This window comes from Hydrogenophaga sp., assembly GCF_031426985.1.
In the GTDB taxonomy this organism is placed as follows: Bacteria; Pseudomonadota; Gammaproteobacteria; order Burkholderiales; family Burkholderiaceae_C; genus Hydrogenophaga.
In genome coordinates, this window is the sequence record NZ_JASJOY010000159.1 from 1 (window position 1) to 25,158 (window position 25,158).

Genomic DNA, 25,158 nt, shown 5'->3' on the forward strand with positions numbered 1-25,158 from the left:
AAATCCTGCAGATGCGTCTGCAGCGCCTGACCGGCCTGGAGCAGGACAAGATCGTCGCCGAGTACAAGGACGTGATGGCGGTCATCGACGACCTGCTGGACATCCTGGCCAAGCCCGAGCGCGTCTCGGCCATCATCGGCGAAGAGCTGGTGGCGGTGAAGAGCGAGTTCGGCCAGACCAAGCTGGGCGCCCGCCGCAGCGAGATCGAACACAGCGCGCAGGACCTGAGTACCGAAGACCTGATCACGCCGACCGACATGGTGGTGACGCTGTCTCACAGCGGCTACATCAAGAGCCAGCCTTTGAGCGAGTACCGCGCGCAAAAGCGCGGCGGCCGCGGCAAGCAGGCCACGGCGACCAAGGAAGACGACTGGATCGACCAGCTCTTCATCGCCAACACGCACGACTACATCCTGTGTTTCTCCAACCGTGGTCGGCTGTACTGGCTCAAGGTCTGGGAAGTGCCGGCCGGTTCGCGCGGTTCGCGTGGCCGCCCCATCGTCAACATGTTCCCGCTGCAGGAAGGCGAGAAGATCAACGTGGTGCTGCCGCTGACCGGCGACGCCCGCAGCTTCCCGGATAACCGCTTCGTGTTCATGGCGACCAGCATGGGCACGGTCAAGAAGACCTCGCTGGACGAGTTCAGCAACCCGCGCAAGGCCGGCATCATCGCCGTGGACCTGGACGAGGGCGACTTCCTGATCGGCGCCGCGCTGACCGATGGCCAGCACGACGTGATGCTGTTCAGCGACGGCGGCAAGGCGGTGCGCTTTGACGAAAACGACGTGCGCCCGATGGGCCGCAACGCCCGCGGCGTGCGCGGCATGATGATCGAAGACGGCCAGAGCGTGATCGCCATGCTGGTGGCCGAGGACGAGCAGCAGAGCGTGCTGACCGCCACCATCAACGGCTACGGCAAGCGCACGCCGATCGGCGAATACACCCGCCACGGCCGCGGCACCAAGGGCATGATCGCGATCCAGCAGAGCGAACGCAACGGCAAGGTCGTGGCCGCCACGCTGGTGCACAGCGACGACGAAATCATGCTGATCACCGACAAGGGCGTGCTGGTGCGCACCCGCGTGAGCGAGATCCGCGAGATGGGCCGAGCGACTCAAGGCGTGACACTGATTGCGCTGGACGAAGGTGCCGAACTGTCGGGTCTGCAACGCATCGTCGAGAACGACGCCAACGTGGATGTGAGCGCTCCCGACGCCGCGGAGGCGGGTGACGACACAGCAGGTGGCGCCGAATGACGCAGCGCCCCTACAACTTCTCGGCCGGTCCGGCCGCCATGCCCGAAGAGGTGTTGCAACAGGCCGCAGCCGAAATGCTGGACTGGCACGGCAGCGGCATGGGTGTCATGGAAATGAGCCACCGCGGCAAGGAGTTCATGTCCATTGCCGCACAGGCCGAAGCCGATCTGCGCGAGCTGCTGGCGGTGCCGGCGAACTTCCGCATCCTGTTCATGCAGGGCGGCGGTCTGGCGGAAAACGCCATCGTGCCGTTGAACCTCTCGCGCGGCGGCGTGGTGGACTTTGTGGTCACCGGCGGCTGGAGCCAGAAGTCGGCCAAGGAGGCGCGCAAGTACGCCTCGCCGGTGGTGATTGCCAGCAACGAAGCCGACCACCACACATCCCTGCCTGCCCCCGCCGGCTGGAAGCTCAGCAAGGATGCGCAGTACGTGCACGTCTGCAGCAACGAGACCATTCATGGCGTGGAGTTCCACGAGCTGCCCGACCTCAAAGCCCTGGGCAGCAACGCCCCGCTGGTGATCGACTTTTCATCGCACGTGGCCTCGCGCTCGGTGGACTGGAGCCGTGTGGGGCTGGCCTTCGGCGGTGCACAGAAGAACCTCGGCCCTGCCGGCGTGACCCTGGTGGTGGTGCGCGAAGACCTGCTGGGTCAGGCGCTGTCGATCTGCCCCAGCGCGTTCGACTACAAGACCGTGGCCGACAACCAGTCGATGTACAACACGCCGCCCACCTACAGCATCTACATGGCCGGGCTGGTCTTCCAGTGGCTCAAGCGCCAGGCCGAGGGGGCGTTCACCGGCATCGCGGCCATGGAAGAGCGCAACATCGCCAAGGCCACCCTGCTCTACAACTTCATCGACCGTTCGCAGTTCTATGTGAACAAGGTCGCCAAGGACTGCCGTTCGCGCATGAACGTGCCTTTCTTCCTGCGCGACGAGTCGCGCAACGACGCCTTCCTGGCCGGCGCCAAGGAACGCGGCCTGCTGCAACTCAAGGGCCACAAGTCGGTCGGTGGCATGCGGGCCAGCATCTACAACGCCATGCCGCTGGCCGGCGTGCAGGCGCTGGTGGACTACCTGCGCGATTTCGAGAAGACCAGCGCATGACCACCAGCAAGCCTGTCCAATCCGAAGCGCTGGGCGGCCTTCGGGTGCAGATCGACAGCATCGACCAGCAACTGCTCTCGCTGCTCAACCAGCGCGCCCATGTGGCCGAGCAAGTGGGCGAGATCAAGCGCGCCGAAGGCTCGCCTTTCTTCCGCCCGGACCGCGTGGCGCAGGTGATCGACAAGATCCAGAACGCCAACCAGGGCCCGCTGCTGAACCAGCATGTGGCGTCCATCTGGCGCGAGATCATGTCGGCCTGCCTGGCGCTGGAAGCGCCGCAACGCGTGGCCGTGCTCGGCCCCGAAGGCACCTTCACCGAACAGGCCGCCATCGAGTTCTTCGGCAGCGCCGCCAACCTGATTTACTGCAGCAGCTTCGACGAGGTGTTCCACGCCACGGCCGCGGGCACCGCGCAGTACGGTGTGGTCGGCGTCGAGAACTCCACCGAGGGCGTGGTGGCGCGTTCGCTGGACCTGTTCCTGCGCTCGCCGGTGCACGTGGTCGGCGAAGTCAGCCTGCTGGTGCGCCACAACCTGCTGCGCCAGGTCAACAGCCTGGACGCGGTCGAGGTGGTGATGGCCCACCCGCAAGCCCTGGCCCAGTGCCAGGGCTGGCTCACGCAGCACATGCCCAAGGCCGAGCGGCGCGCCGTGTCCAGCAACGCCGAAGGCGCGCGGCTGGCCGCCGCCAACCCCGCCTGGGCCGCGATCGCCAGCGAGCGGGCTGCGGCGCAATTCGGTCTGCACATCGTCTCGCACGCGATCCAGGACGAGGCCTACAACCGCACGCGTTTTCTCGTCATCTGCCTGCCGCAGACGCTGGCCACGCCCCCAGCCTCCGGTCGCGACTGCACCAGTCTGGTGGTGTCGGTGCCCAACCGGCCCGGCGCGGTCCACGACCTGCTGGTGCCGCTGAAGAACAACGGCGTGTCCATGACGCGCTTCGAGTCGCGCCCGGCCAAGTCCGGCCAGTGGGAGTACTACTTCTACATCGACCTGGCGGGCCACCCGTCCCAACCCAACGTTGCGGCGGCCCTGAAAGAACTGCAAGGCCTGTGCGCCTTCTACAAAGTGCTGGGTGCCTACCCGGTGAGCGAATGACATGGCCGCCACCCCTATCAAATTTGAACAACTGGGCCTGATCGGCTGCGGCCTGATGGGCGGGTCTTTCGCCCTGGCAATGAAGAAGGCCGGCCTGGTCAAGCGTGTGGTGGGCTACAGCAAGTCCCCCTCGACCACCGAGCGTGCACGCCAGATGGGCGTGATCGACGTCGAAGCGCCCTCGGCCCTGCTGGCGGTCTCGGGCGCCGATCTGGTGCTGCTGGCCGTGCCGGTCTCGGCCACCGAAGCCACCTTCAAGGCCATCCGCCACCTGATCACGCGCGACACCCTGGTGATGGACGTGGGCTCCACCAAGCGCGAGGTGATCGACGCCGCGCGCCGCGTGCTCAAGGACCAGGTGGGCGTGTTCGTGCCCGCCCACCCGATCGCCGGCAAGGAGCTGGCGGGTGTGGAACACGCCGACGCCGAGCTGTACACCGGTCGCCAGGTCATCCTCACGCCCATCGAACGCACGCTGACGGTCCAGCTGGACAAGGCCCAGCAGGTCTGGAGTGCACTGGGTTGCAACGTCAAGCAGATGTCGCCCGAGGCACACGACGCGGCCTACGCGGCGGTGAGCCACCTGCCGCACCTGATCGCCTTTGCGCTCATGAACGCGATCCACGACCAGAAACAGGGCCAGGAATTCCTGTCGCTGGCCGGTCCGGGTTTCCGCGACTTCACCCGCATCGCCGCCAGCGACCCCAGCGTCTGGCGCGACATCCTCACGTCCAACAAGGAAGAGCTGCTGGCGCAGTCCAAACAGTTCCAACGCGCCCTGCACGCGCTGGAAGTGGCCATCAGCGCCGGCAACCCCGACGCGCTGGAAGCCCTGATCGACACCGCCAGCAGCGCCCGTGCGCACTGGCGCATGTCGGCCACCAAGTCCCAGAGCTGACCCTTTCCGGACGGCAGACGCGCCCTGCTGCGGCTGCGTCGATTTTTTCAAGCACGCCAGCCCTCGCGCATGTACACCACCGCCTTCCTCGACCTGCCCCACCTGACCAGCGCCGGTGGCACCGTGCGCCTGCCCGGCTCCAAGAGCATTTCCAACCGCGTGCTGCTGCTGGCCGCGCTGAGCACCGGCCACACCGACATCGTGGACCTGCTCGATTCGGACGACACGCAGGTCATGCTCAAGGCCCTGGCCCAGCTGGGTTGCCGCATCGAGACCCAGCCCGACGGCGCCCTGCGCGTGCACGGCCTGGGCGGCCAGCTGCCCGTCAAACAGGCACCACTGTTCCTGGGCAACGCCGGTACGGCCATGCGCCCGCTCACCGCCGCGCTGGCCCTGCTGGCCAGCGAACAGGGTGGCAGCTTCGAGCTCAGCGGCATCGCCCGCATGCACGAGCGGCCGATCGGCGACCTGGTGGACGCCCTGCGCCAGCTCGGCTGTCCGGTGGACTGCCTGGGCCAGGAAGGCTACCCGCCGCTGCGACTGGGCGATGGCGCCGCCCACGCGCTGAAGCTGGACCAGCCGATCCGCGTGCGCGGCGACGTCTCCAGCCAGTTCCTCACCGCCCTGCTGCTGGCCCTGCCCCTGGTGGCGCGGCAAGACGTGGTGATCGACGTGGTGGGTGAACTGATCTCGCGCCCCTACATCGAGATCACGCTCAACCTGCTGGCGCGCTTTGGCGTGCAGGTGCGGCGCGACGGCTGGCAGCGCTTCACCATCCCCGCCGGCAGCCGCTACACCTCGCCCGGCCTCATCCATGTGGAGGGCGACGCGTCGTCGGCCAGCTACTTCATCGCCCTGGGCGCCCTCGCGCCGGCGAGCCCCGGCACCGACGGCATCACCATCGAAGGCGTGGGCCTGTCGTCCATCCAGGGCGACATCCGCTTCGTCGAAGCGGCGCGCCTGATGGGTGCCGACGTCTCCGGCGAAGCCAACCGCCTGCACATCCGCCGCGGCGCCTGGCCGCTCAAGGCCATCGAGCTGGACTGCAACCACATCCCCGACGCGGCCATGACCCTGGCCGTGATGGCGCTGTACGCCGACAGCACCACCACGCTGCGCAACATCGCCAGCTGGCGTGTGAAGGAAACCGACCGCATCGCAGCCATGGCGGCCGAATGCCGCAAGTTCGGCGCGACCGTGGAAGAAGGCGTGGATTTCATCCGCGTCACACCCCCGACCACCTGGACCACGGGCAGCATCCACACCTACGACGACCACCGGGTCGCCATGTGCTTCTCGCTCGCCGCGTTCAATCCGGCGGGCCTGCCGGTGCGCATCGAAGACCCCAAGTGCGTGGCCAAGACCTTCCCGGACTATTTCGAGGCCCTGTTCGAGGTCTGCCAGACCCCGGAGCAAGCCATCCCGGTGATCTGCATCGACGGGCCCACCGCATCGGGCAAGGGCACGCTGGCGTCGGAAGTCGCCCAGCGGCTGGGCTACCACCTGCTGGACTCCGGCGCCCTGTACCGCGCCACCGCCCTGGCGGCGCAGGATGCCGGCATCGATCTGGACAACGAGCCCGCGCTGGCGCGCCTGGCGGCCCAGCTGCCGGTCCGGTTTCAGGATCACCGGGTCTTCCTGGCCGGTCGCGACATCACCGACCCGCTGCGGCTGGAATCCACTGGCGGCATGGCCTCGCGCGTGTCGCAGCACCCCTCGGTGCGCCAGGCCCTGCACGCGCTGCAACTCAGTTTTCGGCGCCTGCCGGGGCTGGTGGCCGACGGGCGCGACATGGGCACCGTCATCTTCCCGCACGCGCAGCTCAAGGTCTACCTGACCGCCAGCGCCGAGCAGCGCGCGCAGCGTCGGTATAAGCAGTTGATTTCAAAGGGAAATACTGCTAACATCGACAGCCTTTTGGCGGACCTCAAAGTCCGCGACCAGCGGGACACGTCCCGCGCCGTCGCCCCCTTGAAGCCCGCCGAAGACGCCTTGCTGCTGGACAACTCGGACATGGGCATCGAACCCTCGGTGCAACTGGTCTTGAGCTGGTGGCAAGGCAAAACGGTGTTCTCGGCCCGCTGAGAACACGCCACTGGCCCAGAAGGCCCCGCCGGGTGCTCACCGCCCGCAGGCCCGATGGTTCGTTGACCCAACCCCGCAGTGCCACGCACTGCATTTGAAACGCCGCCCAACCGTCGATCTCCCGCACAAGCCGCTGTGGCTTGACGCGCCCGACGCTGTGTGGCTTTAGGAAAACTCATGTCTGAATCTTTTGCCGCCCTCTTTGAAGAGTCCCTCAAGCGTGCCGAAATGCGCTCGGGCGAAGTCATCACCGCTGAAGTCGTGCGCATCGAGCACAACCACGTGGTGGTCAACGCCGGTCTGAAGTCTGAAGCCTACGTGCCTCTGGCCGAGTTCAAGAACGACCAGGGCGAACTCGAAGTGCAAGTCGGCGACTTCGTCTCCGTGGCCATCGACTCCGTTGAAAACGGTTTCGGCGACACCCTGCTGTCCCGCGACAAGGCCAAGCGCCTGGCCTCGTGGATGTCCCTGGAAAAGGCCCTGGAGTCCGGCGAATTCGTCACCGGCACGACCTCCAGCAAGGTCAAGGGCGGCCTGAAGGTCATGGTCAACGGCATCAGCGCCTTCCTGCCGGGCTCGCTGGTCGACAGCCGTCCGACCAAGGACCTGACCCCGTACGAAAACAAGACCCTGGAATTCAAGGTCATCAAGCTCGACCGCAAGCGCAACAACGTGGTGCTGAGCCGCCGCGCCGTGGTGGAAGCCTCCATGGGCGAAGAGCGCGCCAAGCTGATGCAGACCCTGAAAGAAGGTTCTGTGGTGCAAGGCGTGGTCAAGAACATCACCGAATACGGTGCCTTCGTGGACCTGGGCGGTATCGACGGCCTGCTGCACATCACCGACATGGCATGGCGCCGTGTCCGCCACCCGAGCGAAGTCGTTCAGGCCGGCCAGGAAATCACCGCCAAGATCCTCAAGTTCGACACCGAGAAGAACCGCGTGTCCCTGGGCCTCAAGCAGATGGGCGACGACCCGTGGATGGGCGTGAACCGCCGCTACCCGCAAGGCACCCGCATGTTCGGCAAGATCACCAACATCGCCGACTACGGCGCGTTCGTGGAACTCGAGCCCGGCATCGAAGGTCTGGTGCACGTGTCCGAAATGGACTGGACCAACAAGAACGTGGCCCCGTCCAAGATCGTGTCGCTGGGTGACGAAGTCGAAGTCATGGTCCTCGAGATCGACGAAGACAAGCGCCGCATCAGCCTGGGCATGAAGCAGTGCAAGGCCAACCCGTGGCAGGAATTCGCGCAGAACACCAAGCGCGGCGACCGCGTCAAGGGCCCGATCAAGTCGATCACCGACTTCGGCGTGTTCGTGGGTCTGGCCGCCGGCATCGACGGCCTGGTGCACCTGTCCGACCTGTCCTGGAACGAAACCGGCGAAGCCGCCGTGCGCAACTTCAAGAAGGGCCAGGAAGTCGAAGCCATCGTGCTGGCCATCGACGTCGAGCGCGAGCGCATCTCCCTGGGCATCAAGCAACTCGACGGCGACCCGTTCACCACCTTCGTGTCGGTCAACGACAAGGGTTCCGTGGTGACCGGCAAGGTCAAGACCGTGGACGCCAAGGGCGCTGAAATCGACCTGGGCGAAGACGTCATCGGCTACCTGCGCGCTTCGGAAATCTCCCGCGACCGCGTGGAAGACGCCCGCAACGTGCTCAAGGAAGGCGACGAAGTCAACGCCGTGGTGGTGAACGTGGATCGCAAGACCCGCAACATCCAGCTGTCGATCAAGGCCAAGGACATGGCCGACCAGAACGAAGCCATGGCCAGCCTGAACCAGAACACCGGCAACGCCGGCACCACCAGCCTGGGCGCCCTGCTGCGCGCCAAGCTGGACAACAACAACTGATCTCAGGTCCCACGCTGAGCGTTCAGCGCGGAGTGGATGGGGAGCCTGGTCTCCCCATCTTCTTTCGCTGAACGCCCGGTGCACAACGCCCCACCAGACATGACCCGCAGCGACCTCGTCGAAGCACTGGCCGGCAAATTCAGCCAGCTCACCCACCGCGATGCGGAGTTCGCCGTCAAGGCGATCCTCGATGCGATGGGCGAAGCCCTGGTCAAAGGGCACCGGATCGAGATCCGTGGTTTTGGCAGCTTCTCGGTGAACCGCCGCTCACCCCGCATCGGGCGCAACCCGCGTTCGGGCGAAAGCGTGATGATTCCGGAAAAGCGTGTGCCCCATTTCAAGCCGGGCAAGGCCCTGCGCGAAGAGGTGGACAAGAAGACCGCCGAGATCCTGGGTCGGGAGCCGAAGAAGTCGGCCTGATCGCTACAATCGTCCCACCACACAGGGGACGATGTGAGATACCTGATGTGGCTGCTCAACGCAGCCATTTTTTTTGCCCTTTTCGCCTTCGCGCTGAACAACCAGGAGCCCGTGACGCTGCACCTGTTCTTCGGCGCCCATTGGCAGGCCCCCTTGGTGCTGGTGCTGCTGTGTGTGCTGGTGATGGGGGTGTTCCTGGGGGTGCTCGTGATGCTGCCGCTGTGGCTGCGCGCGCGCAAGGCCCGCCGCCACGCCGCCGCCATCACCGTCGCGCCCTCTGGTTTTGGCGCCGACACCACCCTTCTGCCCCACCCTCCCGACGCCCCCCGACATGGATCTTGACCTGACCTGGCTGCTCTGGGGCCTGCCTCTGGCCTTCGCGGCCGGCTGGTTCGCCTCGCGCTTCGACCTGCGCCAGCTGCGCATCCAGAGCCAGCAGGCTCCCAAGGCTTATTTCCGCGGCCTGAACCACCTGCTCAACGAACAGCAGGACCAGGCCATCGACGCCTTCATCGAAGCCGTGCAGGGCGACCCGGACACGGCCGAACTGCACTTCGCGCTGGGCAACCTGTTCCGCCGCCGTGGCGACTACGACCGCGCCGTGCGTGTGCACGAACACCTACTGGCGCGCGCCGACGTCAAGGGCAAAGACCGCGAGCGCGCCCAGCACGCGCTGGCGCTGGACTTCCTCAAGGCCGGCCTGCTGGACCGGGCCGAAACTGCCCTGCACAAGCTCGAAGGCACCAGCTTCGAAGGCGAAGCCCTCCTGGCCCTGCTGGCGATTTACGAGCGTTCGCGCGACTGGCCGCAGGCCCGGCGCATCGCCGAGCGGCTGGACGCGGCCCAGCCCGGCAGCTTTGCCACACGGCTGGCGCACTACCTGTGCGAAGAAGCCGAACAGCAGCAGCGCGGCGGCCACACCGAGCAGGCCCTGGCCCTGCTGGGCCAGGCCGTGCAACAGGCCCCGCAGATGCCCCGCGGCTGGCTGGCGCTGTCGGCGCTGAAGGCGCAGGCCGGCCAGGCCCCGGCCGCGCTGGACGCGCTGCTCTCGCTCGCCAGCCAGGCACCGCAAGGCCTGCCGCTGGCCGCCCGCGCCATGGCCGACCTGGCCCGTCAGACCGGTCGCGAGGCCCAGGTGCTGGCACTGCTGCAGGCCAGCCACGACCGTGCGCCCTCGCTGGACGTGACCGAAGCCCTGGCCAGCCTGAACACCGACCCGCTCGCGGTGCGCGCGCGTTACCTCGCCCACCTGGAACGCGAGCCCTCGCTCGTCATCGCCACCCAGTGGCTGGCCGGTGAAACCTTGTCCGAGCCCGAAGCGCAGAAGCGCGTGCAGACCGCGCTGGAACAGGCCAGCGCACCGCTGCGGCGTTACCGCTGCGCCGCCTGTGGCTTCGAGGCGCGGCAACATTTCTGGCAGTGCCCCGGCTGCCAGGGCTGGGACAGCTACCCGGCGCGCCGCGTCGAAGAGCTTTGACTCACCCCCGCCGCGCTGCGCGCGACGCCCTCAAGGGGGCAACGCGGTGCGGCCTGGCAAAGCCAGTTCCGCCGCGTTCTGGGATGGACTCCCCGTCTTTGGCGTGTCATACGTTGGCCCGCAACTCTCGCCACCTGGCCAGCAGCAAGGTTTCCAGATCGTGCACAGGCCGTCCAATCGCCTGTTCCACCGCGTCCCGGTAGGGCGGCATGTTGGTGCACTCCAGCACCACCGTCCGCACCTGCGGATGCCGCGATACCAGTTGCAGGGCCGCGGCCACCACATCGGCCTGCGCCTGCACCAGATCGAGCACCGCGTCGTCGGCCAGGATGCGCGACTGCAGCTCGCAGCCCGGCGCCAGCCCCTGCACCGGCGTGCCCTCGGGCACGCCCGCCTTGCGCAGCAGCCCCGGGTGCAACGACGCGGCATCGAAGGTGACGAGGCCCGGCGCTGGCAGCGCGGCGCACTGCAATAGGCTGGAGCTGATCACGGGCAGGTTCACCGCGGCCTGCAGCTCGGCCTGCCAGGCCGCCAGAAAGCCGCAGCTGGTGGTGATCAGCCGCGCGCCTTCGGCCGCCAGCGCACGGGCGGCGTCGATGAAGGGTTCGAGCAGCGCCGGGTCCTGCGCCTGCACCACCCGCCGTGCCGAGGCGCCGGGCACGGTGAGCAGCTTCGCCGGGATGCCGGCCCGCGACCAAGTGCCGGGGCAGCCGATGTCGCCGGGCGGGCGCGGGAAACGCGTGTCCAGCACGATCACGCCGAGAAAGCCGCCGGCAACGGCACGCGCCTCGGTCATGGCGATAAGCTGCCGGTCATGGAAAGAAACCGCATGAGCATGAAAGCGATTGGAGCATGACGCAGGCCAGAGCAGGACAACGGGTGGTGGTGCTGGGCGCGGGCATGGTGGGCGTGGCCTGCGCACTCTCGCTGCGCCAGCGGGGCCTGGCGGTCACGGTGATCGACCCGCTGGGCCCCGGAGCCGCCACCTCGCACGGCAACGCCGGCGTGCTGGCGCGCAGCTCGCTGATGCCGTTCAACCACCCGGGCCTCTGGGCTCAGCTGCCGAACCTGCTGCGCGGCCGCAACCCCGGTTTTCGCTACCACCCGCTGTGGACGCTGGGCCAGTGGCGCTGGGGGTTGTCGTTTCTGGCCCATGCGCGCGAACCGGTGTTCCGCGAGACCACCACGGCGCTCGATGCGCTGATCCGCCACTCGGGCACGGTGCACCGCCGCTGGATGGACGCGGCTGGCGTGGCGCAGCGCCGGCGTGACGACGGCTGGCTGTTCCTCTACCGCAGCGAGGCCGCCTTCGCCGCCGGGGCCTTCGGGCGTGAGACGCTGGCGCGCTTTGGCGTGGCCACGCGCGTGCTCAACGCACCCGCCCTGCACGATCTGGAGCCGCACCTCAAACCCGTGTTTCCGCGCACCCTGTGGGTGCAGAACGCCAGCGCGGTCGACAGCCCGGGCGAGGTGGTGCGTGGCTACGCGGCCTGGCTGCAGGCCCTGGGCGGTGTGCTGCAGGTCGACCAGGCACAGCGGCTGACGCGCGCCGAGCGCAGCTGGACCGTGCACACCTCGGGCGGCGCGGCGCTGCCGGCCGACCACGTGGTGCTGGCGCTCGGCCCCTGGTCGCGCGATTTCCTGCGCGAGCAACTGGGGCTGCGCCTGCCCATGGGTTTCGAACGCGGCCAGCACCGCCACTTCCACCCCAGCCCCGGTGCGTCGCTGAACCGGCCGGTCTACGACACGGCGGGCGGCTACGTGCTGGCGCCGATGGCCCAGGGCCTGCGGCTGACCACCGGCGTCGAACTCAATGCGCAGCAAGCACCGCCGAACCGCGAACAGCTGGAGGCCGCCGAGCGCGCGGCGCGCGAGGCCATGCCGCTGGGGGAACGCACGCAAGACCCCGACTGGCTGGGCAGCCGCCCCACCCTGCCCGACTGCCGGCCGATGATCGGCGCCTGCCCCGGGCATGCGGGTCTGTGGCTGGCGCTGGGCCACCAGCACATCGGCTTCTCAACCGGGCCGGGCACCGGCGAACTGCTGGCGCAGCTGATGCTGGGCGAGCCGACCACGATCGACCCGCAGCCGTTCAGCCCCGGGCGTTTTCTGCGTGCCTGAGCACCGCGCTCACATGTGCCCCGGCAGCCACATCACGATCTGCGGGAACCAGAACAGCAGGCAGGCCGCCAACACCATCAGCAGGAAATACGGCAGGCAGACCCGGGCGATCCAGTTGATCTCGCGCCGCGTCATGCCCTGCAGCACGAACAGGTTGAAACCCACCGGCGGCGTGATCTGCGCCATCTCGACCACGATGACGATGAAGATGCCGAACCAGACCAGGTCGATGCCGGCGGCCTGCACCGTCGGGATGATGACGCCCATGGTCAGCACGATCATCGAGATGCCGTCCAGGAAGCAGCCCAGCACGATGTAGAACAGCCCCAGCGCGATCAGCAGCAAGCCCGGCGACAGGCCCAGGGAACCCACCCATTCGGCCAGGTGGCGCGGCAGGCCGATGTAGCCCATGGCCAGCGTGAGGAAGGCCGCGCCCGCCAGGATCAGGGCCATCATGCAATACAGCCGCGTGGCGCCCAGCAGCGCGTCCTTGAAGTTCTGCCACGACAGCGACTTCTGGTACGCCGACAGCATCAGCGAACCCACCACACCGATGGCGGCGGCCTCGGTCGCGGTGGCCACGCCGACGTAGATGGACCCGATCACGCCGCCGATCAGCAGGATCACCGGGATCAGCTCGCTGGAGGCACGCAACTTCTCGGTGAAGCTCATGCCCTCATCGGCCTTGGGAATCTTGTCCGGGTTCATCAGCGCCCAGACCATCAGGTAGCCGCTGAACAGGCCGGCCAGCATCAGGCCCGGGATCACGCCCGCGACGAACAGCTTGGCGATCGAGACCTCGGCCGCGACGCCGTAGACGATCATCACGATCGAGGGCGGAATCAGCAGGCCCAGCGTGCTGGCGCCACCGAGCGAACCGATGACCCGCTCGACCGGGTAGCCGCGTTCGGTCAGCTCGGGGATGGTCATCTTCCCGATGGTCGCGCAGGTCGCGGCCGACGAGCCCGACACCGCCGCAAAGATGGTGCTGCCCAGGATGTTGGTGTGCAGCAGCCGGCCCGGCAACGCGTTCACCCAGGGCGCGAGGCCCTTGAACATGTTTTCGGACAGCCGGGTGCGAAACAGGATCTCGCCCATCCAGATGAACAGCGGCAGCGCGGTCAGCGTCCAGCTGCTGGCCGAGCCCCAGATGGTGACGGCCATGGCGTCGCCCGCGCTGCGCGAGGAAAACAGCTCCATGCCGATCCAGGCCACGCCGGCCAGCGTCAGGCCGATCCAGACGCCGCTGCCCAGCAGCAGGAACAGCGACACGATCAGCAGACCGGTGACGAACATCTCATTCATGGTGCGTCTCCGATCCCGCGATGTGTTCGCGCTGGCCGCGCCATTCGAGCACCCATTCGTCGACGAAGGCGATGAACAGCACCAGCGTGCCCAGCGCCATCGCCAGCTGAGGCAACCACAGCGGCGTGGCGTCGTTGCCGGTCGAGATGTCGTTGAACTCGTGCGACTGCAGCACCAGGCGCAGCGCAAACCAGGCGAACAGCCCGGACAGCAGCACCGCGGCGCTCAGCGACCACAGCTCCAGCCCGCGCCGTGCGCCGCCTGTGAGCTTGCCCAGCACCAGGGTGACGCGGATGTGCTCGTTGCGCTTGAGCGTGTGGGCCAGCGCCAGGAAACCGGCCGCCGCCATGCAGTAGCCGGCGTAGGCGTCGGTGCCCGGCACATGGAAATGGAGCTGGCGCCCCAGCACCGACAGCAGCACCATGACCAGCACGCCGATCATGAACACCGCCGCGAGCCAGGCACAACCGTCGTACAGGGCGTTCAATGCGCGCCGCATGGTGCTGGCGCGGCTCACTTGCGGAACGCGTCGACCAGGGCCTGGCCCTCAGGACCGGCCTTGGCCAGCCATTCCTTGAGCATGGTGTCGCCCACCTGCTTCATGTCGGCCTTGAGCGGGGCTGGCGCGGGCAGGATCTGCATGCCGCCGGCCTTGAGCTTGTCCAGGCTCTCGCCGTTGGCCTTCTTGCTGGCCTCCCAGCCGCGGGTTTCGGCGGTGGCGGCGGCTTTCATCACCGCGTCCTGCGTGGGCTTGTCCAGCGCTTCGAAGGCTTTCTTGTTCACCAGCAGCGCGTCCTTGGGCAGCCAGGCCTGGGTGTCGTACCAGTACTTGACGTGTTCGTACAGCTTGGCGTCCGCGCCGGTGGAGCCGCTGGACATCATGCTTTCGGCCACGCCGGTGGCAAAGGCCTGGCTGACCTCGGCGGCCTGCACCGTCACCGGTTGCGCGCCCACCAGTTCGGCGATGCGGGCGGTGGCGGGACTGTAGGCGCGCCACTTGATGCCCTTGAGATCGGCCGCGCTGTTCAGCGGCTTCTTGCTGTAGATGCCCTGCGGCGGCCATGGCACCGCGAACAGCACCATCATGCCCTGCTCGGCCAGCTTCTTCTCCAGCACCGGGCGCTGCACTTTCCACAGTTTGGCGGCCTCATCGTAGCTGTCGGCCAGGAAGGGCAGACCGTCGGCGCCGAAGACCTGCCACTCGTTCTGGTAGTTCACCAGCAGGATCTCGCCCGCCTGCGCCTGGCCGCCCTGCACCGCGCGCTTGATCTCGGGCGCCTTGAACAGCGCCGCGTTGGCGTGCACCGTGATCTTGAGCTTGCCGCCGCTGGCCTTGTCCACGTCGGCCGCGAACTGGCTGATGTTCACGGTGTGGAAGTTGGTGGCCGGGTAGGCCGTGGCCAGGTCCCACTTGGCCTGGGCCAGCGCCGAGGTCGAAAAACCGATGGCGGCAGCGGCCAGGGAGAGTTGGAAAGTGCGACGTTTCATGAAAGCTCCGGGTGGGGGTTGAACAGAACGCAGAGGGACTGCGGGAAACAGGTGCTTGAACTGTAGGAGTCCGGTTGATTCATTGTGACCCGTGTTTTCCCTAATCGTCAACAAATTGTTGGCAAAACGTCGCCAAATCCATAGACTTGCGGGCAGTCAAGGAGACGCCTCATGGCCAAGCCCCCCCAAGCAAGCCCCACGCCAGTGCCCACCACCAGCCAGGGCACGCACATCGTGTCGTCGGCGCACCTGGTCTCGCCGCAGAGCGCGGAGATGAGCGAGTTCGAGTTCGGCCTGATCGTGGCCAGCAACGCCTTCCACCGCTGGGTGGTGCACTGCATGTCGGCCGCGGGACTGAAGGACCTGATGCCGCTGGACGTGCTGGTGCTGCACCACGTCACCCACCGCGCGCGCGACAAGCGCCTGTCGGACATCTGTTTCATCATGAACATCGAGGACACGCACCTGGTGAACTACTCGCTCAAGAAGCTGGTGAGCCTGGGCATGGTGGTGTCGAGCAAGTCGGGCAAGGAGGTGACCTACGCCGCCACCGAGACCGGCAGCGCCATGGTGCAGCGCTACCGCGAAATCCGCGAGCAGTGCCTGATCCAGGCGCTGCACGCCGACGACGCGCTGAACAAGGATATCGGCGAGCTGGCGCGGCTGCTGCGCGTGCTCTCGGGCATGTACGACCAGGCGGCGCGTTCCGCCGCGTCATTGTGAACACCCCCCTGCGCCGCTGCGCGGCTTCCCCCCTCTCTCTCGCCTGCGGCGGGAGGGGGGACGCTGCCTGTGGCCCGGCGGAGCCGGTTCCACGGCAGCCCTGGAGGACGCCATGACCTCGCTTCGGCTGCTGCCATTGGGCGACGCTGCCTGGACCGTGGAATTCGGCAGCGCCATTCACCCCGCCACCAACGCCCGCGTGATGGGGCTGGCGGACCAGCTGGCGCGGGGCCGCGCCACCGACGCGCTGGTGGCGGGTGTGACCGATGTGGTGCCGACCTTCCGCTCGCTCACGGTGCATTTCGACCCGTGGACGACCAATGCCGGTGCGCTGGGCCAGCGGCTGCTCGCGCTGGCCAGCGGAGCCGACGGGGTCACGGCCCGCGGCCGCCAGTGGCGGCTGCCGGTGTGTTTCGACGAGGACTTCGCCCCCGACCTCGCGCGGGTGTGCGAACTGAAACAGCTGACCCGAGACGCGGTGATCCAGCAGCTGCTTGGCGCCACCTTCCGGGTCTACATGCTGGGCTTCCAGCCCGGTTTCCCCTACATGGGTGGCCTGCCGCCCGGGCTGGCCACGCCGCGCCTGCCTTCGCCGCGCCAGAAGGTGCCCGCGCAGTCGGTCGCCATCGCGCTGGACATGTGTTCGGTCTACCCCTGGGAAAGCCCGGGCGGCTGGAACCTGCTGGGCCGCACGCCGGTGGTGCTGTTCGATCCCGCGCAGACCGAACAGCCGGCCATGCTGGCGGCGGGCGACGAGGTGCAGTGGACCGCCGTCGACCGAGCGACCCACGACCGACTCGCGGGTGACATCGCCCGAGGCCTGCCGCGCGAGACGTTCCTGAAAGCGCAGTCCGCATGAGCGCGATGCTTGAAATGGTTCAACCCGGCATCGGCAGCACCGTGCAGGACCGCGGCCGCGCCGGCCACCGCCACCACGGCCTGCCGCTGTCGGGCTGGCTCGACGGGCCGCTGGCCCAGGCCGCCAACGCGCTGCTGGGCAACGATCTGAATGCCGCGGTGCTGGAACTGCGCGGCGTCGGCACCGTGCTGCGGGTCGCCAGCGGGCCGGTGCGGATCGCGCTGGCCGGCCGCATCACCGCCACCCGCCTCGGGCCCGACGGTGGGCGCAGCGCCCTGCCCGCCTGGCAGACCGCCACCCTGCAAGAGGGCGAGCAGCTGCAACTGGGCACGGCCGACAGCGGGTGCGCCTACCTGGCGGTCTCGGGCGGCATGGCCCTGGCGCCGGCCTTCGGCAGCCGCGCCAGCTACTGGCGCGCCGGCCTGTCGGGCGTGCTCGGGCGGCCGTTCCAGCCCGGCGACCGGTTGCCCTGCGGCGGCGCCGACGCCAACGACCCGCGCGAATGGCGTTGCCGCTCGCCCTGGGACAGCGGCACCGGCCCGGTCCGCGTGATGCCCGGGCCGCAGGACGACCACTTCACGGCCGACGCCCTGGCCAGCTTCTTCGCCCAAGACTGGCAGGCCACCCCCGCGCAGGACCGCATGGGCCTGCGGCTGCAGGGGGAGGCCCTGGCTCACAACAGCCCGCAGGCGGCCGACATCGTGTCCGACGGCGTGACCCCGGGCGCGATCCAGGTGCCCGCCAACGGCCAGCCCATCGTGCTGCTGGCCGACGGCCAGACCGTCGGCGGCTACCCCAAGATAGCGACCGTGATCACGGCCGACCTGCCGCGCCTGGCCCACCTGCGGCCGGGCACGCGATTGCGTTTCGCGGCCGTGACCGCCGAACAGGCCCACGCGGCCTTGCGGGAGCAAAAGGCCCGCTGGCAACAATGGCTGGCCGGGCGCGAAGCCTTCCTGCCGCCCGGCCACCTCGACGCGGCCGCGCTCTACGGATCGAACCTCATCAGCGGCATGCTCGCCACCCACCCCGGAGAGGACACCCCATGAAGGCCATCAACCTCAACGCCGACCTCGGCGAAAGCTTCGGCGCCTGGACCATGGGCGACGACGCCGCGCTGCTGCAGGTCATCCACAGTGCCAACATCGCCTGCGGCTTCCATGCCGGCGACCCGGTGGTGATGCGCGAGACGGTGCGCCTGGCCATCGCCAACGGCGTCAGCCTGGGCGCGCACCCGGCTTTCCCCGACCTGCAGGGCTTTGGCCGGCGGGTGATGCAGCTCTCGCCCCGAGAGCTGGAGGCGACCATCCTCTACCAGGTCGGCGCGCTGCAGGCCATGGCCGCGGCCGAAGGCGGGCGGGTCACCCACGTCAAGCCGCACGGTGCGCTCAACAACCTGGCCTGCGCCGACGACGCGATGGCCGCCACCGTGGCGCGGGCCGTCAAGGCGCTCGACCGCGAGCTGATCCTGCTGGCCCCGGCCTTGTCGGCGCTGGAGCGCGCGGGCGAAGCCGCCGGGCTGCGCGTGGCGCGCGAGGTGTTCGCCGACCGCACCTACCAGGCCGACGGCCAGCTGACCCCGCGTTCGATGCCGGGTTCGGTGCTGCACGGCACCGATGACTGCGTGCAACACGTGCTGCGCATGCTGGCGGCGGGCGGCATCGTCACGGCCGACGGCCAGTGCCTGCCGACCCCCATCCACAGCATCTGCGTGCACGGCGACGGGCCTGGTGCGGTCGAAGCGGCACGCGCGATCCGCGGCGCGCTCGAAGCGGCCGGCCACCGGCTGGCGGGACTGCCGGAACTGGTCTGAACGGTCCGCAGGCCGGACGACCCGGCTCGGTATCATCGAACCCAAGGTTCGCCACTCGGGCGGGCCAGCCGTTCGAAGGAATTCCGTGTTCAAGAATGTGACGATCTACCGCATCGCGCCCGGCTGGGAAGCGACGCTGGAATCGATGGAGGCCGCGCTGGACGCGGCGCGTTTCGTGCCCTGCGGCGCTTCGCAGGACAAATCGGTCGGCTGGGCCGAACCCCGGGGCGAGGAGCACGGCCTGCTGGTCGAATCCGTCGCCGGCCAGCGCATCCTCAAGCTGGTGATCGAGACCAAGGCCGTGCCCGGCAGCGTGGTGAAAGAAAAGGCCCAGGAAGCGGCCGACCACATCGAGGCCACCACCGGCCGCAAGCCCGGCAAGAAAGAAACCAAGGAACTGCGCGAAGACGCGCTGCAGGCCCTGCTGCCCCAGGCCTTTCCGCGCCGCGGCAGCGTCTGGGTCTGGTTCGACCTGCAGAACGGCCTGCTGGTCACCGACGCCGGCAGCCAGGGCAAGAACGACGAGGTCGTGACCGCCCTGGTGCGCGCCTTCGACGGCCTGGCCGTCACCCTGCTGCAGACCGCCATGACGCCGCAGACCGCCATGACGCAGTGGCTCGCCACCACCGAGCCCGAGAACGACTGGCCCGAAGGCTTCAACGTCGAGCGCGAGTGCGAGCTGAAGTCGGCCGATGAAGAAAAATCCGCCGTCAAGTTCACCCGCCACCACCTGCTGACCGACGAGGTGCGCAAGCACCTCACCGAAGGCAAGCTGCCCACGCGCCTGGCGCTGAGCTGGGAAGGCCGCATCGGCTTCACGCTCACCGAATCCATGCAGCTGAAAAAGCTGGCCTTCCTCGAAGGCGTGTTCGACGACCGACCCAACGACGACGAAAGCGGCTTCGACACCGACGTGGCCCTGGCCACCGGTGAACTGTCGAAACTGATCCCCGCGGTGATCGCTGCGCTGGGCGGCGAGATCGAACCCGGCGCGGCCTTGCCGGGCGCAGAGCCCGCGCTGGCGCCGGCCAAACCCAAGCAGGAAGCCGTCACCGCCGTGGGCGACGGCGACGCCCCGTTCTGATCGGCACTGAACGGTGCTGCAGGTCATCGCCATCAGCCTCGGTGCCAGCGTCGGCGCGCTCTCGCGCTGGCAGCTGAGCCTGTGGTTCAACCAGGGCCACGCGCTGCTGCCCTGGGGCACGCTGGCGGCCAACTGGATCGGCGCCTGGCTGATCGGCGTGGCGGTGGTGTTCTTCCAGAGCCAGACCCAGCTCGACCCGGCCTGGCGGCTGGCGCTGGTCACCGGCTTCCTGGGCGCGCTCACCACTTTTTCGACCTTCTCGGCCGAGGTGGTGTCCATGCTGCAGCACGGGCGCTACCTGCTGGCCGTGGGCTCGGCGGGCCTGCACCTGCTGGGTTCGCTGGCCCTGACCGGCCTGGGCATGGGCATGGCCCGGCTGCTCTGGCCGCAAGGCTGAGCCGATCCCCTCACCGCGTCTGAGGCCGGCGCGCCACAGCGCGGCAACGGGGTTTGACAAACATCAAACATCCTTAAAGATGCATTTTAGATGAAGCATATCGGACCTATAGTCCGCGCATGCTTTTCCTGAGCCAGCTCCGCAGCCACTGCAAGTGCCCCGTGCTGTGGTGCCTGCTGTTGAGCTGGTCGCTGGCCTTCGCTTCGCCACTGATCCAGCCGCCACAGAGCACCACGGTCTGCAGCAGCACCGGCCTGCAGTGGGTGGACATCGGCGACGACGGTGCCCCGGTGACCGCCGCCCACGCCCTGGACTGCGCGCTCTGCCTGCCCACGGCGCTGCCCGCACCCCCGCCCCTCGCCGACGCCTGGCTGCTGAACTTCGGACACAGCCAGCACGCCGTCGCGGCCGTCGCACGCCACACCTTCCCCGAGGCCACGCCGCCACCCGCGCGCGGGCCGCCCCTGTTTCCAAACCCAACCCAAGAGGTTTTCACATGAAAGACGACAGCATTTCCAACGACCACGACCGCGCCGCCTGGGGGCGACGCAAATTCCTGAACACCGCCGCACTGGCCGGCCTGTCCCTCGGTGCCGTGGCCTGCTCCGAAAAAGAAAGCAGCCCGGCCGCCGCACCCGCTGCTGCCCCTGCGGCCACACCCGACGCGGCGCACGCCGCCACGGGTTCGGGCGCCGGCCACCTCAAGCCGGGCGAACTCGACACCTATTACGGCCTCTGGAGCGGCGGCCACACCGGCGACATGCGCGTGCTCGGCCTGCCCTCGGGCCGCGAACTGCTGCGCATCCCCTGCTTCGTGCCGGACGCACTGGTCGGCTGGGGCCACACCAACGAGTCCAAAAAGATCATGGGCACCAAGGCCGACGGCTCGCTGCGCTACACCGTCGCCGACACGCACCACACCCACGCCTCGTACAAGGACGGCAACTACGACGGCCGCTACGCCTGGATCAACGACAAGATCAACGCCCGCGTCGCCCGCATCCGCCTGGACTATTTCATCTGCGACAAGATCACGCAGCTGCCCAACGTGCAGGGCTTCCACGGCATCTTCCCGGACAAGGCCGACCCGGTCGATCCGGCCATCAACTACACCACCCGCGTGTTCTGCGGCGGTGAGTTCGCGATCCCGATGCCCAACACCGGCACCGAAGACGCGAGCAAGTACCGCTCGCTGTTCTCGTGCGTCGACGCCGAGACCATGGAAGTGCGCTGGCAGGTGATGATCGACGGCAACTGCGACCTGGTGGCCACGTCGTACGACGGCAAGCTGGCCGCCACCAACCAGTACAACGTCGAGATGGGCGCGAAGTACGAGGACATGATGTCCGCCGAGCGCGACGCCTGCCTGTTCTTCAACGTGGGCCGCATCGAAGCCGCGGTCAAGGCCGGCAAGTTCAAGACCATCGGCACGTCCAAGGTGCCGGTCGTGGACGGCACCCGCGAGTCCAACAAGGACGCCAAGACCGCGCTGACCGCCTACGTCTCGGTGCCCAAGAACCCGCACGGCGTCAATGCCAGCCCGGACGGCAAGTACTTCATCTGCGCTGGCAAGCTCTCGCCGACGGCCAGCGTGATCGAACTCACCCGCGTGCTCGACTGGTTCGACGGCAAGCAGGAGAGCCTGGACACGGCCATCGTGGCCGAGGTGGAACTGGGCCTGGGCCCGCTGCACACCGCCTTCGACGGCCGCGGCAACGCCTACACCACGCTGTTCCTGGACAGCCAGGTGGTCAAGTGGAACGTGGACGCCGCGATCAAGTTCCACGGTGGCGACAAGGCCGCCAAGTACGTGGTCGACCGCATCGACGTGCACTACCAGCCCGGCCACATCAACGCCTCGCAGTCCGAGACCAAGGCCGCCGACGGCAAGTACCTCGCCGTCGGTTGCAAGTTCTCCAAGGACCGCTTCCTGCCGGTGGGCCCGCTGCACGCCGAGAACGAACAGCTGATCGACATCTCGGGCGAAAAGATGGTGCTGATGGGCGACCACCCGGTGCGCGGCGAGCCGCACGACTTCATCATCTTCAAGCGCGACCTGGTCAAGCCCAAGCAGGTCTACGCGCTCGACGACTTCCCGAACGCGGTCAAGGACCCGAAGGAGTCCGGCGTGTTCCGCAACGGCAAGAAGGTGACGGTGAAGATGACCTCGCAGGCGCCGGCCTTCAGCCTGCGCGAGTTCAAGCTCAAGAAGGGTGACGAGGTCACGCTGATCCTGACCAACCTGGACAAGATCGAGGACCTGACGCACGGCTTCGCGATCCCGAACTACAACGTGAACTTCATCGTCAACCCGCAGGAAACGGCCTCGGTCACCTTCATCGCCGACCAGCCGGGCGTGTTCTGGTGCTACTGCACGCACTTCTGCCACGCACTGCACCTGGAGATGCGCTCGCGCATGATCGTGGAGGCGTAACACCGGGCCGAAAGGCCTCTTCCCCGCCGAGGGGAAGCTGTCCGCCAGCGGCGGTGCGTCACGGTGACGCACCGCCGCCAGCGACACCAGAGAGATTGAAGATGTCGACTGTTCGCCTGCTGGCCTCTGTGCTGGCCGCCTTCTGGCTGGGTCTGCTGACCCTGATGCCCGTGGACCGTGTGGCCCACGCCCAGTCCTACGAGGCCCACCTCCCCGACGACCTGTCCAGCCACCCCGCGCTGTGCGAGCGCGTGCCGTGCGCGGACGTATTCCCCGGCGCCCAGGCGTTTTCGCCGCGCATGGGCCAGCCCCCCTATGTCGAAGCCTATGGCGCCGCCGACCCGCAGCAGCCGGGCAAACGCCAGCTGCTGGGCTATGTGATGCTGTCGACCGACATCACCGACACGCCCGCCTATTCCGGCAAGCCGGTGGTGACGCTGATCGGCATGGACGTGCAGGGCCGCTATGTCGGCGTCAAGGTGCTCAAGCACTCCGAGCCCATCCTGCTGCTGGGCATCCCGGAAAAAGCGCTGATCGATTTCAACCACCAGTACCTGGGCAAATCGGTCAAGGACACGATCGAGGTCGGTCCCTCGCGCCCCGACGAGAACGTGCTCGGCGTCGATGCCATTTCCGGCGCCACGGTGACCGTGATCGCCCAGAACCAGGTGATGCAGCTGTCCGGCTCGGCCGTGGCCCGCCAGGTCGGCATCATCGAGCCGACGGTGCGCGAGCCCGCCCGGTTTGTGGAGAACAAACGCAGCTACAGCTGGAGCGAACTCGAACAGCTGGGCGCCGTGCAGCGCCTGCGCGTGATGCCCGAACAGGTGGGCCTGGACCGCGGCCCTGAGCCCTTCATCGAACTGTGGTTCGGTGACCTCAACCACCCCGACCTCGGCCGCAGCCTGATCGGCGCGCACGGCTTCGAGAACCTGCACGCCCAGCTCAAGCCGGGTGACAGCGCCTTCTTCGTCGTGCGCACCGCCGGCCAGGAGTCCTTCAAGGGCTCGGGCTTCGTGCGCGGCGGCCTCTACGACCGCATCCAGGTCAAGCAGGGTGCCGACTCGTTCACCTTCCGCGACCTCGACTACCTCAACCTCTACGGGCTGGAGGCCGCGGGCGCGCCCTCGCCCACCGAGTCCGGCATCTTCATCGTCCGCAAGGGTTCGTTCTCGGCCGCCTACCCCTGGCGCCTGACCTTCATGGGCAACCGGGTCGACCGCGCCACCGGCCACCGCAGTTTCACCAGCTTCGAGTCCCGCTACTGGCTGCCCGGCGAACTGCTGCAGGGCGGCCGCCCCGTGGTGAAAGAACCCGAGGCGCCCTGGGTCCGGATCTGGAAGTCGCGGGCGCTGGAGATCGGCCTGTTCGTGGCCCTGCTGGTGATGGTCACCGTGGTCTACGCGCTGCGCGACCGGCTGACCCGGCGCTCGACCCACAAGAACAAGTGGCCCGTCAACGCCTTCAAGTACAGCGCCTGGGCACTGTCGATCGCCTTCGTCGGCTTCGGCGTCATGGCCCAGCCCTCGATCACCCAGGTGCTGACCTGGTTCCATGCGCTGCTGTTCCAGTGGACCTGGTCGCTGTTCCTGTCCGACCCGTTCATCTTCGTGTTCTGGATCTTCATCATCGCCACCGTGTTCCTGTTCGGGCGCGGCCTGTTCTGCGGCTGGATGTGCCCGTTCGGTTCGCTGTCGGAGGCGATCTTCAAAGTCGCCGGCAAGATCGGTCTCAAGCGCTGGCAGCGGCCGGTGCCGCAGCGCCTGCACGACCGCCTGAAGTGGCTCAAGTACGCGATCTTCTTCGGCCTGCTGGTGGTGTCGATGTTCTCCATGGGCCTGGCCGAGGTGCTGGCCGAGGTCGAGCCGTTCAAGACCACCTTCCTGGTCGGCGTCACCAACCGCAGCTGGCCCTACGGCCTGCTCGTGGCGGCCATCCTGGGCCTGTCTATCTTCATCGAGCGGCCGTACTGCAAGTACCTCTGCCCGCTGGGCGCCTCGCTGGCCATGCCCAGCACCTTCCGCTGGTTCGGCCTGCAGCGCAAGCAGGACTGCAACAGCTGCAAGGCCTGCGCCGTGGGCTGCGGCGCCCAGGCCATCGACGCCGACGGCCGCATCGACCACCGCGAATGCCTGCACTGCCTGGACTGCATGGTGCTCTACACCGACCAGAAGGGCTGCCCGCCGCTGGCGCGCGAACGCAAGCGGCGCGAACGCGACGGCCTGCTGATCACGCCCATCGGCAAGGACGGTTACTACATCCCGATCTCGGCGGCCCCCATGGCCTCGCAGGTCAGCGCCAAGGCCGCGCAAGGCCCGGACCCGCGCATGCCCACGCCACCGGCCCAGCCCTGGGCGGGTGGCCGCGCCGCCGGCCTGCGCGGACTCTGGCAGGAAGTGGTGCACCACCTCTGGCCCTGGAGCCGGGACGGCTGGAAGAACCAGCGCGCCCTGGCCTACGCCGGCCTGTCGCTGGCGCTGGCGGCCACCGCGGCCTGGGTGTTCGCGGCCGACGGCCGGCTCTCGGCCAGCGCCATCATCGGCTGGTGGTTCGGCTGGAGCGTGTACGAGGTGCTGATCCGCATGCAAGGCAAGCGCGTGGTCAAGGACGGCCCCTGGTGGCGCGCCCGCTACCGCGAGGCCAACTGGATGGACATGCTCAGCTACGTCGGTTTCAAGAACCTGCTGATCGGCGCCAGCCTGTTCCTGCTGCTCAAGTCGCTGGGGGCGCTGGCGTGA

The 25,158-nt window shown here is 68.0% G+C and carries 23 protein-coding genes; 19 read left to right on the top strand and 4 right to left on the bottom strand.

Annotation, left to right across the window (positions count from 1 at the left end):
• The 9 genes from RMP09_RS17205 to lapB form a co-directional block, all read left to right on the top strand.
• A partial coding sequence (locus RMP09_RS17205) for a DNA gyrase C-terminal beta-propeller domain-containing protein (RefSeq protein ID WP_310567206.1) occupies positions 1 to 1,256 on the top strand: 1,256 nt, incomplete at its 5' end.
• Positions 1,253 to 2,362 (top strand): 3-phosphoserine/phosphohydroxythreonine transaminase, encoded by a 1,110-nt coding sequence (gene serC / locus RMP09_RS17210; protein WP_310567207.1) that lies wholly within the window; start codon positions 1,253 to 1,255, stop codon positions 2,360 to 2,362. The genes RMP09_RS17205 and serC, both read left to right, overlap by 4 nt.
• On the top strand, positions 2,359 to 3,462 hold the full coding sequence (pheA, locus tag RMP09_RS17215) for a prephenate dehydratase (protein WP_310567208.1): 1,104 nt from the start codon (positions 2,359 to 2,361) through the stop codon (positions 3,460 to 3,462). The genes serC and pheA overlap by 4 nt, the downstream gene beginning before the upstream one ends.
• 1 nt (position 3,463) lies before the next feature.
• The gene (locus tag RMP09_RS17220) at positions 3,464 to 4,360 is read left to right on the top strand and encodes a prephenate dehydrogenase (RefSeq protein ID WP_310567209.1); all 897 of its coding nucleotides are present in this window, start codon (positions 3,464 to 3,466) and stop codon (positions 4,358 to 4,360) included.
• 69 nt (positions 4,361 to 4,429) lie between these two features.
• Positions 4,430 to 6,445 (top strand): bifunctional 3-phosphoshikimate 1-carboxyvinyltransferase/cytidylate kinase, encoded by a 2,016-nt coding sequence (locus RMP09_RS17225; RefSeq protein ID WP_310567210.1) that lies wholly within the window; start codon positions 4,430 to 4,432, stop codon positions 6,443 to 6,445.
• Positions 6,446 to 6,622: 177 nt separating this feature from the next.
• Positions 6,623 to 8,299 carry a 30S ribosomal protein S1 gene (gene rpsA, locus RMP09_RS17230; RefSeq protein ID WP_310567211.1) on the top strand — a complete coding sequence of 559 codons (1,677 nt, stop codon included), beginning with the start codon at positions 6,623 to 6,625 and terminating at the stop codon, positions 8,297 to 8,299.
• Between the two features lie 99 nt (positions 8,300 to 8,398).
• Positions 8,399 to 8,719, top strand: a complete 321-nt coding sequence (locus tag RMP09_RS17235; protein WP_310567212.1) for an integration host factor subunit beta — start codon at positions 8,399 to 8,401, stop codon at positions 8,717 to 8,719.
• A 33-nt stretch (positions 8,720 to 8,752) separates the two neighbouring features.
• Positions 8,753 to 9,061 (top strand): lipopolysaccharide assembly protein LapA domain-containing protein, encoded by a 309-nt coding sequence (locus tag RMP09_RS17240; RefSeq protein WP_310567213.1) that lies wholly within the window; start codon positions 8,753 to 8,755, stop codon positions 9,059 to 9,061.
• Entirely contained in the window at positions 9,051 to 10,196 is a 1,146-nt protein-coding gene (lapB, locus tag RMP09_RS17245; protein WP_310567214.1) for a lipopolysaccharide assembly protein LapB, read from the top strand. Before RMP09_RS17240 ends, lapB begins: the two co-directional genes overlap by 11 nt.
• Before the next feature lie 106 nt (positions 10,197 to 10,302).
• Here the strand turns inward: lapB and RMP09_RS17250 are convergent, their stop codons facing one another.
• Complete coding sequence (locus RMP09_RS17250; protein ID WP_310567215.1) at positions 10,303 to 10,992, bottom strand: aspartate/glutamate racemase family protein; 690 nt, start codon at positions 10,990 to 10,992, stop codon at positions 10,303 to 10,305.
• A 56-nt stretch (positions 10,993 to 11,048) separates the two neighbouring features.
• On the opposite strand from RMP09_RS17250, the gene RMP09_RS17255 reads away from it, so the two are divergent.
• Entirely contained in the window at positions 11,049 to 12,317 is a 1,269-nt protein-coding gene (locus tag RMP09_RS17255) for an FAD-binding oxidoreductase (protein ID WP_310567216.1), read from the top strand.
• A 9-nt stretch (positions 12,318 to 12,326) separates the two neighbouring features.
• Here the strand turns inward: RMP09_RS17255 and RMP09_RS17260 are convergent, their stop codons facing one another.
• The 3 genes from RMP09_RS17260 to RMP09_RS17270 are packed head-to-tail and all read right to left on the bottom strand — an operon-like array spanning position 12,327 to position 15,110.
• Entirely contained in the window at positions 12,327 to 13,622 is a 1,296-nt protein-coding gene (locus RMP09_RS17260; protein ID WP_310567217.1) for a TRAP transporter large permease subunit, read from the bottom strand.
• Positions 13,615 to 14,121 carry a TRAP transporter small permease gene (locus tag RMP09_RS17265; RefSeq protein ID WP_310567237.1) on the bottom strand — a complete coding sequence of 169 codons (507 nt, stop codon included), beginning with the start codon at positions 14,119 to 14,121 and terminating at the stop codon, positions 13,615 to 13,617. The genes RMP09_RS17260 and RMP09_RS17265 overlap by 8 nt, the downstream gene beginning before the upstream one ends.
• Before the next feature lie 14 nt (positions 14,122 to 14,135).
• Positions 14,136 to 15,110 (bottom strand): TRAP transporter substrate-binding protein, encoded by a 975-nt coding sequence (locus RMP09_RS17270; protein ID WP_310567218.1) that lies wholly within the window; start codon positions 15,108 to 15,110, stop codon positions 14,136 to 14,138.
• A 171-nt stretch (positions 15,111 to 15,281) separates the two neighbouring features.
• On the opposite strand from RMP09_RS17270, the gene RMP09_RS17275 reads away from it, so the two are divergent.
• The 9 genes from RMP09_RS17275 to RMP09_RS17315 all read left to right on the top strand — a co-directional run bounded on the left by RMP09_RS17275 (position 15,282) and on the right by RMP09_RS17315 (position 25,158).
• Positions 15,282 to 15,833 (top strand): winged helix DNA-binding protein, encoded by a 552-nt coding sequence (locus tag RMP09_RS17275; protein WP_310567219.1) that lies wholly within the window; start codon positions 15,282 to 15,284, stop codon positions 15,831 to 15,833.
• A 112-nt stretch (positions 15,834 to 15,945) separates the two neighbouring features.
• Positions 15,946 to 16,692, top strand: coding sequence for a 5-oxoprolinase subunit PxpB (gene pxpB, locus RMP09_RS17280; protein ID WP_310567220.1), 747 nt, complete (start codon positions 15,946 to 15,948; stop codon positions 16,690 to 16,692).
• On the top strand, positions 16,689 to 17,741 hold the full coding sequence (locus tag RMP09_RS17285) for a biotin-dependent carboxyltransferase family protein (protein ID WP_310567221.1): 1,053 nt from the start codon (positions 16,689 to 16,691) through the stop codon (positions 17,739 to 17,741). The genes pxpB and RMP09_RS17285 overlap by 4 nt, the downstream gene beginning before the upstream one ends.
• Positions 17,738 to 18,505 carry a 5-oxoprolinase subunit PxpA gene (locus RMP09_RS17290; protein WP_310567222.1) on the top strand — a complete coding sequence of 256 codons (768 nt, stop codon included), beginning with the start codon at positions 17,738 to 17,740 and terminating at the stop codon, positions 18,503 to 18,505. The genes RMP09_RS17285 and RMP09_RS17290 overlap by 4 nt, the downstream gene beginning before the upstream one ends.
• An 85-nt stretch (positions 18,506 to 18,590) precedes the next feature.
• The gene (locus RMP09_RS17295) at positions 18,591 to 19,589 is read left to right on the top strand and encodes a recombination-associated protein RdgC (RefSeq protein WP_310567223.1); all 999 of its coding nucleotides are present in this window, start codon (positions 18,591 to 18,593) and stop codon (positions 19,587 to 19,589) included.
• A 13-nt stretch (positions 19,590 to 19,602) separates the two neighbouring features.
• Positions 19,603 to 19,986, top strand: coding sequence for a fluoride efflux transporter CrcB (gene crcB, locus RMP09_RS17300; protein WP_310567224.1), 384 nt, complete (start codon positions 19,603 to 19,605; stop codon positions 19,984 to 19,986).
• Between the two features lie 119 nt (positions 19,987 to 20,105).
• Positions 20,106 to 20,486, top strand: coding sequence for a hypothetical protein (locus tag RMP09_RS17305; RefSeq protein WP_310567225.1), 381 nt, complete (start codon positions 20,106 to 20,108; stop codon positions 20,484 to 20,486).
• Positions 20,483 to 22,420 (top strand): TAT-dependent nitrous-oxide reductase, encoded by a 1,938-nt coding sequence (gene nosZ, locus RMP09_RS17310; RefSeq protein ID WP_310567226.1) that lies wholly within the window; start codon positions 20,483 to 20,485, stop codon positions 22,418 to 22,420. Before RMP09_RS17305 ends, nosZ begins: the two co-directional genes overlap by 4 nt.
• 101 nt (positions 22,421 to 22,521) lie before the next feature.
• Positions 22,522 to 25,158, top strand: coding sequence for a 4Fe-4S binding protein (locus RMP09_RS17315; protein ID WP_310567227.1), 2,637 nt, complete (start codon positions 22,522 to 22,524; stop codon positions 25,156 to 25,158).

Bases quoted from the DNA above. Each gene is read 5' to 3' on its own strand.
- serC (WP_310567207.1), top strand. From the start codon at position 1,253: ATGACGCAGCGCCCCTACAACTTCTCGGCCGGTCCGGCCGCCATGCCC.
- pheA (WP_310567208.1), top strand. From the start codon at position 2,359: ATGACCACCAGCAAGCCTGTCCAATCCGAAGCGCTGGGCGGCCTTCGG.
- RMP09_RS17220 (WP_310567209.1), top strand. From the start codon at position 3,464: ATGGCCGCCACCCCTATCAAATTTGAACAACTGGGCCTGATCGGCTGC.
- RMP09_RS17225 (WP_310567210.1), top strand. From the start codon at position 4,430: ATGTACACCACCGCCTTCCTCGACCTGCCCCACCTGACCAGCGCCGGT.
- rpsA (WP_310567211.1), top strand. From the start codon at position 6,623: ATGTCTGAATCTTTTGCCGCCCTCTTTGAAGAGTCCCTCAAGCGTGCC.
- RMP09_RS17235 (WP_310567212.1), top strand. From the start codon at position 8,399: ATGACCCGCAGCGACCTCGTCGAAGCACTGGCCGGCAAATTCAGCCAG.
- lapB (WP_310567214.1), top strand. From the start codon at position 9,051: ATGGATCTTGACCTGACCTGGCTGCTCTGGGGCCTGCCTCTGGCCTTC.
- RMP09_RS17250 (WP_310567215.1), bottom strand. From the start codon at position 10,992: ATGACCGAGGCGCGTGCCGTTGCCGGCGGCTTTCTCGGCGTGATCGTG.
- RMP09_RS17255 (WP_310567216.1), top strand. From the start codon at position 11,049: ATGACGCAGGCCAGAGCAGGACAACGGGTGGTGGTGCTGGGCGCGGGC.
- RMP09_RS17260 (WP_310567217.1), bottom strand. From the start codon at position 13,622: ATGAATGAGATGTTCGTCACCGGTCTGCTGATCGTGTCGCTGTTCCTG.
- RMP09_RS17265 (WP_310567237.1), bottom strand. From the start codon at position 14,121: ATGCGGCGCGCATTGAACGCCCTGTACGACGGTTGTGCCTGGCTCGCG.
- RMP09_RS17270 (WP_310567218.1), bottom strand. From the start codon at position 15,110: ATGAAACGTCGCACTTTCCAACTCTCCCTGGCCGCTGCCGCCATCGGT.
- RMP09_RS17275 (WP_310567219.1), top strand. From the start codon at position 15,282: ATGGCCAAGCCCCCCCAAGCAAGCCCCACGCCAGTGCCCACCACCAGC.
- pxpB (WP_310567220.1), top strand. From the start codon at position 15,946: ATGACCTCGCTTCGGCTGCTGCCATTGGGCGACGCTGCCTGGACCGTG.
- RMP09_RS17285 (WP_310567221.1), top strand. From the start codon at position 16,689: ATGAGCGCGATGCTTGAAATGGTTCAACCCGGCATCGGCAGCACCGTG.
- RMP09_RS17290 (WP_310567222.1), top strand. From the start codon at position 17,738: ATGAAGGCCATCAACCTCAACGCCGACCTCGGCGAAAGCTTCGGCGCC.
- RMP09_RS17305 (WP_310567225.1), top strand. From the start codon at position 20,106: ATGCTTTTCCTGAGCCAGCTCCGCAGCCACTGCAAGTGCCCCGTGCTG.
- nosZ (WP_310567226.1), top strand. From the start codon at position 20,483: ATGAAAGACGACAGCATTTCCAACGACCACGACCGCGCCGCCTGGGGG.
- RMP09_RS17315 (WP_310567227.1), top strand. From the start codon at position 22,522: ATGTCGACTGTTCGCCTGCTGGCCTCTGTGCTGGCCGCCTTCTGGCTG.